This window comes from Pisciglobus halotolerans, from assembly GCF_900113675.1.
Taxonomy (GTDB): Bacteria; Bacillota; Bacilli; order Lactobacillales; family Carnobacteriaceae; genus Pisciglobus; species Pisciglobus halotolerans.
This window is the reverse complement of sequence record NZ_FOQE01000012.1, coordinates 41,497-55,710: the sequence shown is the minus strand read 5'-3', so window position 1 is coordinate 55,710 and position 14,214 is coordinate 41,497. Positions and strand designations below refer to the sequence as shown.

28 protein-coding genes are annotated in these 14,214 nt (G+C 37.0%); all 28 read left to right on the top strand.

The annotated features are described in order from the left end of the window. Positions 1–481 (top strand): DnaD domain-containing protein (locus tag BM057_RS05890; RefSeq protein ID WP_143074482.1); only part of this gene is annotated, 481 nt, incomplete at its 5' end. Beyond that, on the top strand, positions 482–865 hold the full coding sequence (locus BM057_RS05885) for a RusA family crossover junction endodeoxyribonuclease (protein WP_092092162.1): 384 nt from the start codon (positions 482–484) through the stop codon (positions 863–865). A gap of 4 nt (positions 866–869) precedes the next feature. Then, positions 870–1,088, top strand: a complete 219-nt coding sequence (locus BM057_RS11665; RefSeq protein ID WP_092092160.1) for a hypothetical protein — start codon at positions 870–872, stop codon at positions 1,086–1,088. Between the two features lies 1 nt (position 1,089). Further along, positions 1,090–1,761: an N-6 DNA methylase gene (locus tag BM057_RS05875; RefSeq protein ID WP_245741841.1), complete on the top strand. Its 672-nt coding sequence runs from the start codon at positions 1,090–1,092 to the stop codon at positions 1,759–1,761. Then, positions 1,751–2,689: a site-specific integrase gene (locus BM057_RS05870; RefSeq protein ID WP_092092156.1), complete on the top strand. Its 939-nt coding sequence runs from the start codon at positions 1,751–1,753 to the stop codon at positions 2,687–2,689. The genes BM057_RS05875 and BM057_RS05870 overlap by 11 nt, the downstream gene beginning before the upstream one ends. Before the next feature lie 8 nt (positions 2,690–2,697). Continuing rightward, complete coding sequence (locus BM057_RS05865; protein ID WP_092092155.1) at positions 2,698–3,450, top strand: helix-turn-helix domain-containing protein; 753 nt, start codon at positions 2,698–2,700, stop codon at positions 3,448–3,450. Positions 3,451–3,456: 6 nt separating this feature from the next. Beyond that, a complete protein-coding gene (locus BM057_RS05860) occupies positions 3,457–3,681 on the top strand; it encodes a DUF3310 domain-containing protein (RefSeq protein WP_092092153.1) in 225 nt (74 codons plus the stop codon). Continuing rightward, positions 3,674–4,045 carry a hypothetical protein gene (locus BM057_RS05855; RefSeq protein ID WP_092092151.1) on the top strand — a complete coding sequence of 124 codons (372 nt, stop codon included), beginning with the start codon at positions 3,674–3,676 and terminating at the stop codon, positions 4,043–4,045. The genes BM057_RS05860 and BM057_RS05855 overlap by 8 nt, the downstream gene beginning before the upstream one ends. Beyond that, positions 4,042–4,260 carry a helix-turn-helix domain-containing protein gene (locus BM057_RS05850; RefSeq protein WP_092092149.1) on the top strand — a complete coding sequence of 73 codons (219 nt, stop codon included), beginning with the start codon at positions 4,042–4,044 and terminating at the stop codon, positions 4,258–4,260. The genes BM057_RS05855 and BM057_RS05850 overlap by 4 nt, the downstream gene beginning before the upstream one ends. 3 nt (positions 4,261–4,263) lie before the next feature. Next, positions 4,264–4,491, top strand: a complete 228-nt coding sequence (locus BM057_RS05845; RefSeq protein ID WP_092092147.1) for a hypothetical protein — start codon at positions 4,264–4,266, stop codon at positions 4,489–4,491. A 92-nt stretch (positions 4,492–4,583) separates the two neighbouring features. Further along, on the top strand, positions 4,584–4,808 hold the full coding sequence (locus tag BM057_RS05840; RefSeq protein WP_092092145.1) for a hypothetical protein: 225 nt from the start codon (positions 4,584–4,586) through the stop codon (positions 4,806–4,808). Further along, the gene (locus BM057_RS05835) at positions 4,805–5,002 is read left to right on the top strand and encodes a hypothetical protein (RefSeq protein ID WP_092092143.1); all 198 of its coding nucleotides are present in this window, start codon (positions 4,805–4,807) and stop codon (positions 5,000–5,002) included. The genes BM057_RS05840 and BM057_RS05835 overlap by 4 nt, the downstream gene beginning before the upstream one ends. 18 nt (positions 5,003–5,020) lie before the next feature. After that, positions 5,021–5,299, top strand: coding sequence for a hypothetical protein (locus BM057_RS05830; RefSeq protein ID WP_092092141.1), 279 nt, complete (start codon positions 5,021–5,023; stop codon positions 5,297–5,299). After that, positions 5,296–5,421, top strand: coding sequence for a hypothetical protein (locus tag BM057_RS12045; RefSeq protein WP_281246061.1), 126 nt, complete (start codon positions 5,296–5,298; stop codon positions 5,419–5,421). Before BM057_RS05830 ends, BM057_RS12045 begins: the two co-directional genes overlap by 4 nt. Positions 5,422–5,524: 103 nt before the next feature. Next, complete coding sequence (locus tag BM057_RS05825) at positions 5,525–5,770, top strand: hypothetical protein (RefSeq protein ID WP_092092139.1); 246 nt, start codon at positions 5,525–5,527, stop codon at positions 5,768–5,770. A 34-nt stretch (positions 5,771–5,804) separates the two neighbouring features. Then, the gene (locus BM057_RS05820; RefSeq protein ID WP_092092137.1) at positions 5,805–6,152 is read left to right on the top strand and encodes a DUF1642 domain-containing protein; all 348 of its coding nucleotides are present in this window, start codon (positions 5,805–5,807) and stop codon (positions 6,150–6,152) included. A 145-nt stretch (positions 6,153–6,297) separates the two neighbouring features. Continuing rightward, complete coding sequence (locus tag BM057_RS05815) at positions 6,298–6,810, top strand: DUF1642 domain-containing protein (RefSeq protein WP_092092135.1); 513 nt, start codon at positions 6,298–6,300, stop codon at positions 6,808–6,810. A 165-nt stretch (positions 6,811–6,975) separates the two neighbouring features. Further along, positions 6,976–7,329, top strand: a complete 354-nt coding sequence (locus BM057_RS05810) for a hypothetical protein (protein ID WP_092092133.1) — start codon at positions 6,976–6,978, stop codon at positions 7,327–7,329. 8 nt (positions 7,330–7,337) lie between these two features. Further along, complete coding sequence (locus tag BM057_RS05805; protein ID WP_143074480.1) at positions 7,338–7,541, top strand: hypothetical protein; 204 nt, start codon at positions 7,338–7,340, stop codon at positions 7,539–7,541. Next, positions 7,538–7,669, top strand: coding sequence for a hypothetical protein (locus tag BM057_RS12040; protein ID WP_281246060.1), 132 nt, complete (start codon positions 7,538–7,540; stop codon positions 7,667–7,669). Before BM057_RS05805 ends, BM057_RS12040 begins: the two co-directional genes overlap by 4 nt. 12 nt (positions 7,670–7,681) lie before the next feature. Continuing rightward, entirely contained in the window at positions 7,682–8,104 is a 423-nt protein-coding gene (locus BM057_RS05800) for a hypothetical protein (RefSeq protein ID WP_092092129.1), read from the top strand. Between the two features lie 187 nt (positions 8,105–8,291). Then, entirely contained in the window at positions 8,292–8,528 is a 237-nt protein-coding gene (locus BM057_RS05795) for a hypothetical protein (protein ID WP_143074479.1), read from the top strand. Beyond that, positions 8,525–8,848 carry an HNH endonuclease gene (locus BM057_RS05790; RefSeq protein ID WP_092092126.1) on the top strand — a complete coding sequence of 108 codons (324 nt, stop codon included), beginning with the start codon at positions 8,525–8,527 and terminating at the stop codon, positions 8,846–8,848. The genes BM057_RS05795 and BM057_RS05790 overlap by 4 nt, the downstream gene beginning before the upstream one ends. A 70-nt stretch (positions 8,849–8,918) precedes the next feature. Next, a complete protein-coding gene (locus BM057_RS05785; RefSeq protein WP_245741839.1) occupies positions 8,919–9,311 on the top strand; it encodes a P27 family phage terminase small subunit in 393 nt (130 codons plus the stop codon). Next, entirely contained in the window at positions 9,304–10,941 is a 1,638-nt protein-coding gene (locus BM057_RS05780) for a terminase TerL endonuclease subunit (protein ID WP_245741838.1), read from the top strand. The genes BM057_RS05785 and BM057_RS05780 overlap by 8 nt, the downstream gene beginning before the upstream one ends. A gap of 58 nt (positions 10,942–10,999) precedes the next feature. Beyond that, complete coding sequence (locus BM057_RS05775) at positions 11,000–12,253, top strand: phage portal protein (RefSeq protein ID WP_092092122.1); 1,254 nt, start codon at positions 11,000–11,002, stop codon at positions 12,251–12,253. Further along, the gene (locus BM057_RS05770; protein WP_245741835.1) at positions 12,207–12,938 is read left to right on the top strand and encodes a head maturation protease, ClpP-related; all 732 of its coding nucleotides are present in this window, start codon (positions 12,207–12,209) and stop codon (positions 12,936–12,938) included. Before BM057_RS05775 ends, BM057_RS05770 begins: the two co-directional genes overlap by 47 nt. Beyond that, positions 12,939–14,153: a phage major capsid protein gene (locus tag BM057_RS05765; RefSeq protein WP_092092120.1), complete on the top strand. Its 1,215-nt coding sequence runs from the start codon at positions 12,939–12,941 to the stop codon at positions 14,151–14,153. The last annotated feature ends 61 nt before the right edge of the window (positions 14,154–14,214 follow it).

Genomic DNA, 14,214 nt, shown 5'->3' with positions numbered 1-14,214 from the left:
TAGGTTAGGTAAGGATAGGTTAGGTAAGGATAGTAGTAGTAAAGAAGAAATTCCTGCTACTACTACTCAGCCTAATGCACATGATTTTTATCAAAATAACTTTGGAATAGAAAACCCAACAGTTATGCAGACGATTGAAATGTGGATTGAAGATTTGAACCAAGAGCTTGTTATTGAAGCTATGCGCAGAGCTGCGATTGATCAAAAAGGATTTAGATATGCTGAGGGCATAATGAGAAATTGGGATAAGAAGAATATCCGGACTATGGAACAAGTAGAAGCGGAAGATGTTGCATTTGCAAATCAGAGCAAAAAGAAAACTTCTTATTCTAAACAACCAGTTAGAAAAGAAGTTCTGCCAGATTGGGCGAAAGACGATTACGAAGAGCCGAAAGAGAAGCCAGCAAGTGTAGAAGATCAGCAAGCGTTTAGAAACAGGCTAGAGAAAATTAGATCTAAAAAGAAGGTGGAAGAAAAATAAATGTTGCAATTAACGATAATCGGAAAACCAATAACCAAGAAAAACAGCCAGCGTATATTGAGGAATAGACGGACGGGCAAGCCATTTGTTGCCCCGTCTGCTCAATATGAGCGATACAAGAAAGATTTTATCATCCAAGCAATGTCAGCCAAACCGAAAGAACCAATCAACAACCCTGTCTGCATTACTGCTTTGTATTATATGCCAGACAAAAGACGCGTTGATATTACTAATTTGATGAACGCAACACATGACTTGCTGCAAGATTCAGCAATCATTGCAGATGATTCTTCAAAGATCGTTAAGTCGGTTGATGGATCAAGAGTATTGCTAGATAGAGAGAACCCGAGAGTTGAGATATTGATTAAGGAATACGAGGAGTGATCATATGTGTGAAGTACCAAAAACTGAAAAGCAAAAAATGATGATTAAGCTCCATTCTTGGATGCATGAGAATAGAATCAAACCAAATGGACCTATAAAAGAAGGATTTGGAGGATACAGACAAGAAGGAGCGACTAGACAAGGGATAAAGCTTTATCTCGTAAACAGGCATGGTATACACGTTTGGAGAGGTGTGGAAAAAGGTTGGAGAAAGTTGGTGTGATGTGGATCTAAAAACGGTAAACAGCATATTAGGCATCACAGAATCTTATCAAGCTCCTGAGAAACTTATGAAAACATTGTTTGATAAAGAAAAACGAGAAGCAATGTTCAAAAAGTTTCTTGAACATGAACATAAAATGGACTTTGATTGGTTTCATGAATATTTTCAAGAGGAACATGCAGAAAAGAAAAGTAAGAAACAAGATTTCACTCCGCAATCCATTTCTCATCTGCTAGCTAGATTGACAGTAGGAGAAAATGGATGCGGCAGAACGTTAGATGTAGCGGCTGGAACAGGCGGGATCACAATCGCTAAATGGCATCACGATCGCTTACAACAATCTCCATGGGAATACAAGCCGTCAAATTACTTTTATCAGTGTGAGGAGTTATCAGATAGAGCTATTCCTTTCTTGCTGTTCAATTTGATGATTAGAGGCATGAACGCAACTGTTGTGCATGGTGATTCGTTATTGAGAGAAGCAAAGCAGATCTACTTTATCCAAAACGAAAACGATGACTTCATGGCGTTCAGCTCTTTAAACGTGATGCCTCATAGTGAAGTAGCTGCTAAAGAGTTCGGCGTGAAAGAATGGCTGGAAGACGCTATTGAGCATACTGAAAGCGAAGGAATGCCAGAACATTTAAAAGGAGTGGTCAATAATGGAAAGTGAACTATTTGTTGACTACTTCAAGGAATGGGTTGAAACGTATAAAGTCGGCGCTGTCAGAGATGTCACGCTGAATAAATATAAGATGACACACAGAAGTTTAAGCAACATCGTTCCTGATTTAACGATAGACAAGTTGGATAGGCGTGTGTATCAGAAAATACTTAATGAATACGCTAAGACACACGAAAAAGCAACGACTACCGACTTTCATCATCAAGTCAAAGCGTGTGTCCAGGATATGTTCCACGATGGCATCCTGGATAGGGATCCGACATATCGAGCAATCATCAAAGGTAAGAAGCCAGATCATCGTAAAAAGAATAAGTTTCTGCAAATTGATGAACTGACAAAACTGATCCGATCACTAGACCTATCAAATGGAATCAATAGTGATTGGCTCATCATGATTATCGCTAAAACAGGGTTGAGATATGCAGAAGCTTTAGCGCTAACGCCAGCCGACTTTGATTTTGATCAAAATGTGCTGCATGTCAATAAAACGTGGAAATACAAGTCTAAAGATGGCGGCTTCGTTGAAACGAAAACATCAACATCGATCAGGACGATTGCGATTGACTGGCAAATCGTTGGACAATTCAGGCCAGTTATACAAGGGATGCCAGAGAATGAACCAATATTCGTTAAAAAGAATAAAGATGGATCGTACGTAAGGCAGTTCAATTCAACGATAAACGGTTACTTGGAAAGAAAGTGTAAAGAATTAGAAATCACGATCATCAGCATTCATGGTTTGCGGCATACGCATGCAAGTGTTTTGCTTGCTGCAGGCGTTTCGATTCATTCGATTTCAGCAAGGCTAGGGCACGCTAATGTAACGGTGACACAAGAGACTTATGCTCATGTTTTAGATGATCTGAAGCAGAAAGACAACCAGAAAATAATCGGAACATTGATGCAGATAGCGTAGGTGACAAGATGCGAAGATGGACAACTGAAGAAATAGATATCCTGAAGGAAGAATATGGCAACAGACGAATAGAGACTTTGCAGATGGAATTAAATAGGAGTGAACAGTCAATATTAAATAAAGCTGTTCGATTAGGTATCACACAGAAAGAAAATGGAAGCTGGTTCACGGTAACTGACTTTTGTGAAGCAACAGGGATAAGCAGAACAACTGTTCAATATTGGATTAACGAGTGCGATTTCCCTGCTAAGAAAAGTAAGACAATTGCAAAGAAATATGTGCGAATATATCCAGATAGTTTCTGGATTTGGGCAGAAGAAAACAAACATCGTATCCAATGGCCAGAGTTTCCAAAATATATTTTCGGAAAAGAACCTGATTGGGTAGATGTGGCGAGAAAAGCAGGGAAATCCAAAGTGGGCAAGCGCAGACCGTGGACAACCTGGGAGATCAGCGAATTAAAATTTCTATTGAACCAAGAAAAATACACTTATCCAGAAATTTCAGAAAAGTTAAACAGATCTCAAGGAGCGCTGAAAAGAAAGATATATGACTTGAACCTACCCTGGCCGGTATATGTCAACCGTACGGCAGTTCCTCCATACACGCAAGAAGAAATAGACAAAGCGATAGACTTGTATAAAAGCGGATATCCATTGGCGGAAGTTGCCAAAATGATCGGCAGGACAGAAATGGGATTAAGAGGAAAGCTGGAACGATCAGGGTACAGAATAACTGGAAAGAAAATAATTAGGGAGTGACGAACAATGGAAAAGCTAAAACCTTCCTACTACCACAACGGCAACATAGACGTTATCAAATTTGGCGAAGAAAACTTCACACAAGATGAGCTGAAGGGTTTTTACAGAATGAACGTGCTGAAATATGTAACACGTTTTGACAAGAAGAACGGCTTGGAAGATTTGGATAAAGCGGGTTATTACTTGGATAAATTAAAAGAGATTGCAAAGGAGGAAAATGACGATGAATAGAGAAAATAGGAAAGAAGCGTTTGAACAACTTAGAAAAATAGAAAGAGATTATGGTTCTGTTGTTGCTCTAGACGAAGGACATGCAGAATTGGTTAGATTGAGAGCACTTTATGGTGGCAAGTTGATCGCTGACAATACTGAGGACGAGAGAAGAGCTACAAAAATAAACAGTCACAAGAGAGGCAGAGGGAGTTCTAAAAAAACTGCTGTTTATAAAGACGGTAAAGTGCTTGAAGTATTTCCTTCGTTGAAGAAAGCCACTGTGTATTTTAATTTCCCTTACAGTGCTATCAAAAGGCAAATGAAAAAAGGTTGGGGTTATCGGGATGGATATAAATTCGTGTATGCAGGTGAAGAAAGATGAGACCGACAAGAATAGTAGTAGGCGAGAACATCGAACGTTACCGCAAAGAGTTAGGCATGAGCATCACACAGTTAGCTGCAAAGATGGGGATGAATGCGACACAAATCGATCGTTACGAGAACGCTGAAACAAACATGGGGATTGATAAGCTAGACGAATTCGCTTGTTGCTTAAAAGTCAAAACGATTGATTTGGTGGAAGATTGGGAGGACTAATAAATGAAAGTATGGGTAGTGGTAATCGAAAAGAAAGATGGCACGAGTGAAATTGTCGGAGTTTTTAAAGATGTCGGAGATGCGATGGTTAAGAGTGAATACACTAACAAACTAGGTAATGATGACTATAAAGAAATATATATTCAGGAACATGAAGTTGTGGAAAATACAGGTCAAACTATGAATCTCAAAGAGTTCTCAGAATTTGCGAAAAGAGAGTTAGAGAAATGACCAAAACATTCGCCATCTACAAAGGTTATCAACTCCTTGCAGAAGGAACAGCAAAACAGTGTGTAGAGAAGTTGGTGTAAAGGAGGGATAGTATGGAAAGCTGGGTAAAAGATACGAAAGGTTATGAATATTTTGTAAGTAATAAAGACACGTTTGATCGTGGCTGGGAAACAATGGTTTTTATGTCTGAAAATCAAGAGGTCACTGACTGGGGAGAAGTTTATCAGGCGCTATATGATAACGTAGACCAAGCCGTGGCAGGTCATGACCATGCTGTACGTTTGTTTAGAGAAATAGAACAGGAGGAAACGGAATGAAAACAGAAAAGAATTATCTTGATTTAGTTAGAGAATATTTCCCTAACATTTCAGATGAAAAAGCAGACTGGATATTGTGGGAAAAAACGCCTTTTCCAATGATAACTGACGAAAAAGAAATAAGGAGATATTTGGCAGAATATAAGAAGGATTTGGAATACACAAAAGGAACTCTTAACTCAAATCGAATTTAAGCTGAAGGAGGAATCGGAATGTTCGAAATACTAGAAGAAAAAATAGTTAACACCAGAAAAGAACACAAATGCTATTTGACGGGAGAGGTTATCCAAAAAGGAAGAACAGCTATTTTTATAAGAGGAATCCAAGACGGCGACTTCTACACTCTATATATTTTACCAGAAGCGGAAATTTTTAAAGACTTGCATAAAAAAGAACTAATCAATACGGAAGGTTTTTTAGAAGAGTTTTGCATCCGAGATAACATGAAAGAAGAATGGGAAAGTTTTAAAAAGAAGGAGGAATCAGAATGAACTATAAAGAAGGTACAGTACGTAAATTTAAAACAGAGGAATCATTTGAGGCAGAAGGACGTCATTTCTATGAAGGGAAAGTATACGAAGCTCAATATAAAAATGGGATAAAAACAGTCTGATGGTTTCTATCTTTGCAGAAAATGGCTATTTTAATTTCACGCCAGAATTGTTTGAACGAGTAATTGTCGGGTGGGAATTGATAGAGGTTAAGGAGGAAGTGGAATGAAAAAAATAGTATTAGCAGCAGTAACGCTTACAGCATTTGGAGTAGTCGTGAAGTATAGAAATAAACTGAATCAAGCGGTTGGTATATCAATGGATAACAAAAGTGATACAAGGGAACAAGGGTGTTATCCAAGTATCATAGTCACCAAAAAGAATGACGATGTTCTTGCGGTAATATCGGAAGATGATGTTATATATCACGATTCTGTAAATGTATATATGAATGGTGAGTTAGTAGATTAAGACAATGATGCAGATATATTTGAGGAGGATTGTCATGAAAAAAGATAAAGAGTGGTTGAAGAATGAAATATCAAGAATGTCATATGTGCCCGCAGGTTTAGACGAAAGCAATTCGATAATATCCACAAACTGGGTGCTTAATTTTGTTGAACAACTAGAAGAATCAGAGCAGGAGAAAGTTGTTATCCCACAGTATACCGCTTGTTTTGCACCGATAGGAACTAGACAAGGTGTCTACTTATATCGAGAAAGTGGTAGCGTAAAAGTAGGAGACAATATGAAAGTATATGATAAAAGTAAACAAGAGTACCATTTAACAGAACAAGAAATTAGAAACATAGACGAACGATTTTGGGCATTTGCAGAGGAGGTAACGGAATGAATTTGCGTAACAAAGTAAACAGATTTTTAGATAAATCAGTCACGCCTTGGGAATTTTTTATATTTCACTTGGTTATGTTTTTAATCATCGGTCTATTTATATTTTGGATGCGTTCGGTAAGTTAATTATTTTAGGAGGAATAGCCATGGAAAAAGATAAACAATGGTTGGTGGAAGAAATAACAAAACAGATCAATATTTATGGTGGAAAAGGAGAACAAATGGAAGGCTTTAAAAAAGGCTTGGAATTTGTTTTAGGATTGGCTAAAGAATTAGAAGAACCAGAAAAACCAATTATTCCGAAATTTGTTGCTGATTTCATAACGGAGATAAAGCCTAATTTTAATATTAGAACCGTCTTCACTTTAAAAAATAATAAACATGAGCGAGCCCAAGAATGGGCACTGGATAACCCAGATGTATTCGCTAGAGCATGGTTTGGTTATACTGTTGAGAAAGAGAAGTTGTATCGGGTTAAAGTAGACCAAGGATTAAACTACCTATACGTGGAATCGCTACATTTATATAAAGATGTTGTCGAACCTTTAGATTTTAATTATAAATTTTCAGTAAAAGACAAGGCTTTAAAGTTCGCTAGCAGAAACCAAGCTAAAGGTGTGGCGGAGTTGGTTGGCGGAGAAGTTGAGGAGATAATGTAGAAGTGTACGACGAGTTTAATAAGGAAGCAGAGGAGGAAACGAAATGAATAAACTGTTTAAGTGGCTCGCTTCGATTGAGCGGCTATTTGACCAACTACCGATCGTAATTGAGAGAGCGTGGGACATTTTAGTAAATGTGATATTTAAAAAGGAGAGATAAAAAAGATGAGTCTGATAGATGAAGTTATAAGCGTAGACAAGGAATCATACAATTTGTGGTTTGAACGTTGGTACAAAAAGATGGATATAGAATCTCAAATAATCGAAATGGCTAAACAAGGGATAAGTACAGCGAATATTTTTATAAAGAAAACAGACGAAAAAGAATCAACGTGGGACGATAAAAAAGTTTATTTGGTTAGACGTTTGAGAGATAAACGTACAACGAAGAAGATAAAAGAAAGGCTAGGAGATGGCTTTGACGTTGTTTGGGAAGAGAAAGAATACAAGACCAAACTTTTGAATATGGAGTTTGTCAATAAAGGTGAGCGGATAAGAATTAGCTGGAATAACTCTTAAAAGGAGATGTGCCAATGGAACCAACTTTTTATTGGTGGAAGCCACGCAAGAAACACACCAGACCACCAAGTAACTGGGTAGCGTCTGTTTATGGAATTGTAGCGACAGAAGAGTATTTGGAACCGGACGAGATAGACAGGCTAGACTACATTTATTTGGGGTATATGACAAGAGAAGAAATGCTGGAATTGACAGGGGTGGGATGTAGATGAAAGATTTAGTTGCGGATATACTTGCTGCAATCGTGTTTGTTGCACTAGTTGCTATCGCGATACTTGTTACAGGCTTAGCGGTGCTTGGTGCGATTAGTATATGGATGAAAGTGATTAGTCTATTCTAGGAGCGTGGGAGATTGGAATATAACTTTAAAGAGCTAGAGAAGATGCTTGCTAAATATAAATGGTACTTAAAAGAATCAAAACTGATTGAACTTGCTATCCGAAATCCTATGAGAGAAGTAGATGAGAACATTGGCGGCGGTAAGTCCAGTAATCAACACGTAGATGAGAGCACGCTCAGAACTTTGATCAAATTAGATGAAGATGAAACGCTAAATAAGTATTTATCTATCGGGTTCGCGATTGAAAAAACTTATGCAGAATTACCGCAATACTTACAGGAAGCAATGACGGAGTTTTATATCAATCGGCATGGAACATACAGAGGACATGCGAAGCGAGTGTCTGCTAAACTTAATATAGATGTAAGTACGCTTTATCGATGGCGTGAGAAAATAGTTAATAGTTTTTACAACAATTTGAAAGAAAATAAATAGTTGCACGACATTGCACGATTTGAAGGTGTATATTATTAATATGAGAATACTCCTTTAGAAGAGAGAATCGTTTATGCGGTTCTCTTTTTTTAATAGAAAGGATGAGAACATGTCTGATAAATTAAATAGGTTTCAGAAAAGGAACATAGAAGAGTTTGTTAATAATCAAGAGAAGAACCTTGACGAAATGCAACAACATATCTATGACATGATAACGTTGTATGGATTGACAAATGCTGAGACCGCAGCACTGTTAACTTCTGTTATGATCCAAGTATTGAAAGGCGATAACAATAAAGAATATTTAGAACGGTTGAATTTAACACCTGATACACTAGGGCTTAAAGCTACTCTACTAATCCAAGAGATTCTAGCAGGTGAGTATGCTAAAGAGTTCGCAAAGAAAGAAGAAGGTAAGTCATGAATCTTATGACTCCTTTGATACTCAAACAATTAAAAGAATACATTGCTGCCAATGACATGATTAGGTTTTACAAATCTAAAGAGTGGCGGAAGCTAAGAGCTATTGCTAAGAAGAGAGATCATAACGAGTGTCAAATGTGTAAAGCAAATGGTAAGTATTCTAAAGGCGACATGGTTCACCACATAAAAGAAGTTAAAGACAATCCTGAACTGGCTCTTGCTTTAAGTAACCTGCAAACGCTATGTAATGCTTGCCATAACAAGGTGCATGATAAGTTACCGAACCAGAAGAAAAAGTTCACCAATGAAGAAAGATGGTAGTCGTACGTAACCCCCCCGGGTCAAACCAAACGCTGATTCTTTTGGGGAGGCTAGCAACGGGGAGGGGTCATTGGAAAAAATATTTAATCGCCATATCATGAAAGGGCGTGATTTTTATCAAAAAGGAGTGAGTAACTTGAGTAGTGAAAGAATGACTGAAGCGGCCTACAAATTGGCTCGCGGAAAGATTAGAAACGCGCTAATCAAACAATTAAAAGAAAAAAACTTATATCATGAACCGTATAGCGATATGATCGAAAGGTATATGAGCCTTTGGGATACAACGATTGCACTTGAATATGATATTAAAGAAAGAGGAGTTGCTGTAGAAGGGCCGACAAGTATTAAGAAAAATGATTCTGTTGGAATGCTTGTGAATGTGAACAAGCAAATGCTATCCATTCTAGACAAACTAGGCCTTCAGGCAACTGGCATTAAGAATGAGGGTGGAGTCGATGTATAGTGGTGGATGTCGACACTTAGACGACTGGATCGATATAGTTGACACTGGGAAACAGAAAACAAACAAAGAAATGAAATTGCTCATTAGGTTAGTCAAACAAAAATTGAATCTACCCAATACTTATGTCGATCAATTAAAAGTGAAAAACTGTATTGAACTGATAGAAAAATATCGCCCTTACAAACTAGCACCGATACAGCGATTTATCCATGCCTGCATATCGGGGCTTTTTTATGATAATGGAGACCTTGTTTTTGAGGAATTTTTTCTCTATATCGCTCGTGGATTTGGTAAAAATGCAATACTGACGGATGCAGCCTTTTATTTGACTAGCAACCGGCATGGAGTGAATAGGTATAATTTCGATATTGTCGCAAACAGTGAGGATCAAGCCAAAACTTCGTTCATGGACGTTCATGAAACGATCGGGAATAATAAGAATCTGATACCGGCGTATGACAGAAGTTTGGTAAGAATTACATTCAAGAAAACGAATTCTACTATCCGATATTATACAAGCAATGCAGCAACAAAAGACGGTTTAAGACCAGGAGCGGTCGGTTTTGACGAAACACACCAGTATGAGAATTACGATCAATTAAAAGTGTTCACTTCTGCTTTGGGAAAAGTTCCTTTTGCTCGCATTTTTTATACTACAACAGATGGATACGTAAGAGGAGCAGTTCTTGACGACCAAAAGACGGAAGCACTAGAAGTTTTACAAGGAATGGACACAGAAAGTACACTTTTTCCTATGATGTGCCGGATTGACTCTTATGAGGAATGGGAAGATCCTGACAGTTGGGAAAAAGCAAATCCAATGCTCCCATATCTTCCAGAACTAAAAAAAGCCTATATGAGAGACTACAAAAAAGCTAAAAAGAATCCAGCAATGAAAATTGAATTTTTGACAAAACGTTTGAATTGGCCGCTCGAAGATACTTCTGCTTCGGTAGCTAGTTGGGATGACATTTTAGCTACTAATCAAGAAATACCAAAATTAGATGGTATGCAATGTGTTGGAGCAGTTGACTATGCGGATATTCGCGACTTTATTGGAGTTGGGTTATTATTTAAAAAAGACGGCAAACGTTACTGGAGACACCATACATTTGTCGTTGCTGAATCCCTTAAATTAACAAAATTTAAACTGGATATTGACAGAGCAGTTAATGAAGGGCTAGTGACTATTGTTCCAGGAACGATCATGGATCCTGCATATATTACTAATTGGTTTATTGAACAAGTTAACAAACACGGTTACCGTATTAAAAACATAGCAATGGATAGATTCCGGATAAGTGTATTAAAAGAAGCGTTTCAAGAAGCTGGATTGCCTTGGCAAGAAGTTCCAAGCGGTCCGATTACTCATGGCAAACTTGCTCCTTTGATTGATACGATGTTTGCAAATCATACAATTGTTTATGGAAATGACATGATGATGCGTTGGTATACAAATAACGTATATGTAAAAATGGATAACAAAGGAAATAAAACATATGAAAAAATCGAGCCTGAAACAAGAAAAACAGATGGATTTATGGCTTTGGTTCATGCGCTAAGTCTTGATGAGCAATTAGAAGTAAGGACAGTTAAATATAACAAGAAATTAAAAACATATAACTATTAAATCGGTAGCCATTGCTAGCGGTTATTTTTGTGCCTTGAAAGGCGGTGAGAAAATATAAATGGCAATAAAAGAGAATATTAAAGAGCTACCTATTATTAATTGGCTTTTTCCAAATAGAACTAAGAATTCAAATAAAATGATTACCGTAACCAACGAATGGGGTGCAAGTATCCAATTTAAAAGATATGCCATTTATCTTTGCATTAATAAATTGGCTAATGCTTTATCTTTATGTGACTTTCAAACATATGAAAAAGGGAAAAATATAAAAGGCGAAAATTGGTGGAAATTGAATTTTGAACCAAATCCTAATCAAAATGCTGTTGATTTTTGGTATAAAGCGCTAGAGAAAATGATTTTTGATAGCAATGGTGCATTGATTTACCAATCACAAGAAGGGTATTTAGTTGTCGCTGATGATTATGAAGTTGGCGAGTTTGCTTTTAAGGATAATGTTTATACAAGAATAGAATTGCCTGGCGGTCTTAAGCTTCAAAGTAGCTATCTTGAAAGTGATGTAATTCGATTAAAACTGAATAATTCTAAAGTTAAAGATATCGTTGATTCAATCTATGATGATTTTGGAAAATTGATTGCTGGATCGATTCGTAACTACAATCGTGGCAACTCAATCAAATTAATTGTGAAGATTGGAGCCATGTTTGAGCAATTAAAAAACAAAGTAGACGAAGAAACAGGCGAAACAGAATACGATACAGCAATCGATGACATTTTCCAGAATCGATTAAAAGGTGTGTTTTCAGATGGAGACTCAGCTACACCTTTAGAAGATGGTTTAGAAATCGATTCAATCGGAACGGCTAAAAACACAAAATCCGGAGCCAGTACCACACGAGACATATCCGCAATGTTTGATGATATTTTGAACATTGTTGCAGATGCTTTTGGCATTCCGAGAGGATTTGTAAAAGGCGATGTAGCTGATGCAGAAGCAATTACAGAAAACTTTATCAACTTCGGATTGCGACCGTTGACGAAAGAGATCGAAACAGAATTCAATCGTAAAATGTATGGAAAAAATGAAGTTATTCAAAATACAAAAATGAAAATCATGACAGATAAAGTAATGATTTATGATCCTGTTAAATTCGCAAACTCAGCTGAAGCATTCATGAGAATTGGAGTTTATTCTCCAAATAAAGTATTGGAAAAATTAGACGAGGAAACAATTGATGAGGCATGGGCAGATAATCACTATGTCACTAAAAACTATGAAGTTGTTGACAATTTGAAAGGTGGTGAGAATGATAATGAGCAGACTGGAAGAACTAATGAAACAAAGACCAATTAAGAACGAGTTTAAATTAAAGAATGAAGAAAATGGACCAGCAAAAGTTTTTTTGTATGGAACTGTCGGCGGTTATTATGACGGTTTTTCTTTAAGAACAATTCAAAATGCGTTAAAAGAAATTGACTCTGATGAAATTGAATTGCATATCAATTCATACGGTGGCGACTTATTTGAAGGGATAGCGATTAAAAACCTTTTGCGAAGTAGAGATGAAAAAATTACTATTTATATTGATGGTATCGCAGCAAGCGCAGCTTCTATTGTTGCTATGGCTGGAAATGAAATCATTATGCCATCAGATTCACAGTTGATGATCCACAATCCTTGGACAGTTGCTTTTGGAAATGCTAAAGAATTGCACAAAGTAGCTGATGATTTAGAAAAAATGCAGTCCAGCTTAGAAAAAACATATATTGATCGTTTTGTTGGCACGGAAGATGAGTTGAGAAAACTTCTTGACGAAGAAACGTATTTAACAGCTGAAGAATGTGTTGTTTTTGGTTTAGCTGACAAAATTGACTCTGAAGAAAATGACAATCAAGCAGATGATGAAATTAGCGCTAAAGATACATTGATTCAAAGAATAGCTGCTGAAAAGCTTAAAAAACCGGCAGCGGATATAAAAAAAGAAAATAAAGGTAATGATCTTTTGAAAAATTTAATTAAAGTAATGGAGGAAAAATAAATGAAAAACTTTGATTTTGTTAAAAATACACTAGCTACTCAGCGGCAAGCTGTAGTAGATGCTTTAAAAACTGATGATGCAGACGCTCAATCCAAAGCATTCAACGATTTGTTTGCTGGTATTCAAGAAGCAACAATGGAAGAAGCAAAGGCTTATATGGACAAATTTGGAAATGACTATAATGATGAACGTGTTTTGAGTGAGCGCGGATTGCAAAGAACACTAACTTCTAATGAGAAAAAATACTTCAATGCAGTTGTGGAAAAACAAACATTTGAAGGGATTGAAGAAGTATTTCCGGTAACAATTGTTGCTGATGTTTTCAAAAACTTAACTACCGAACATCCGCTATTGAGTCGAGTAGATGCAGTCGCTACTGGTGCTTTGATGAAATACGTTTATGCAGATCCAACTAAAGCAACAGCTTTCTGGGGACGTGTGCCTGATGATATTAAACAAATTCTTTTAGGTGCGTTTAAATCGATCAACCTTGAAACAAGCAAGCTAAGCGGGTATATTGCTTTACCAAAAGGTTTCTTTGAATTAGGACCGAACTGGTTAGCTCAATATGTTGTAACGACTTTACAAGAAATCATGCAAGCAACATTAGAAGTTGCAATTGTAGATGGAAATGGTAAAGAACAGCCAATCGGTATGACACGCAAATTAAGTGGGTCTGTAGATGGCGTTTATCCAGCTAAAGATAAGATTGAGGTTACTGATTTCAGTGCTACTACTCTTGCCGGAATTCATGCTGCTTTGGCAAAAGCTAAAACAGATAATGGACGTGTGGCAATGTTGGTTAATCCACAAACTTATTGGTCAAAAGTATTTCCAAAACTTTCTTTCCAAGACCAAAACGGAAATTGGGTAGTTACAGGACTAGTAACTGGTGATGAAATCATTGAATCTCATGCTGTTCCAGAAAATACAGCTATATTCGGCGTTCCTGAAAACTACTTCTTGGGCGTAGCTGGAGATGTACGCGTAACACGTTATGATCAAACATTGGCGATTGAAGACTATGATTTATTTGTAGCTAAATTCTTCGGTAATGGTGTTGCGAAAAATGAAAATGCGTTTTTTGTAGCAGATTTGGCTGAAATGGATGGTGCTACTATTCCTGACTTGGAAGGTAAAGCAGATGTTAAAAAAACAAATAACTTAGGGGTTCCAACAACTGAACCTGAACCTGAAACAGAAGAATTGCCCTAATAATCCTCTCGTTCTAGGAGAGGCAGCTATTGAAGAAAACTTTAAAATTAAATAAGGAGGG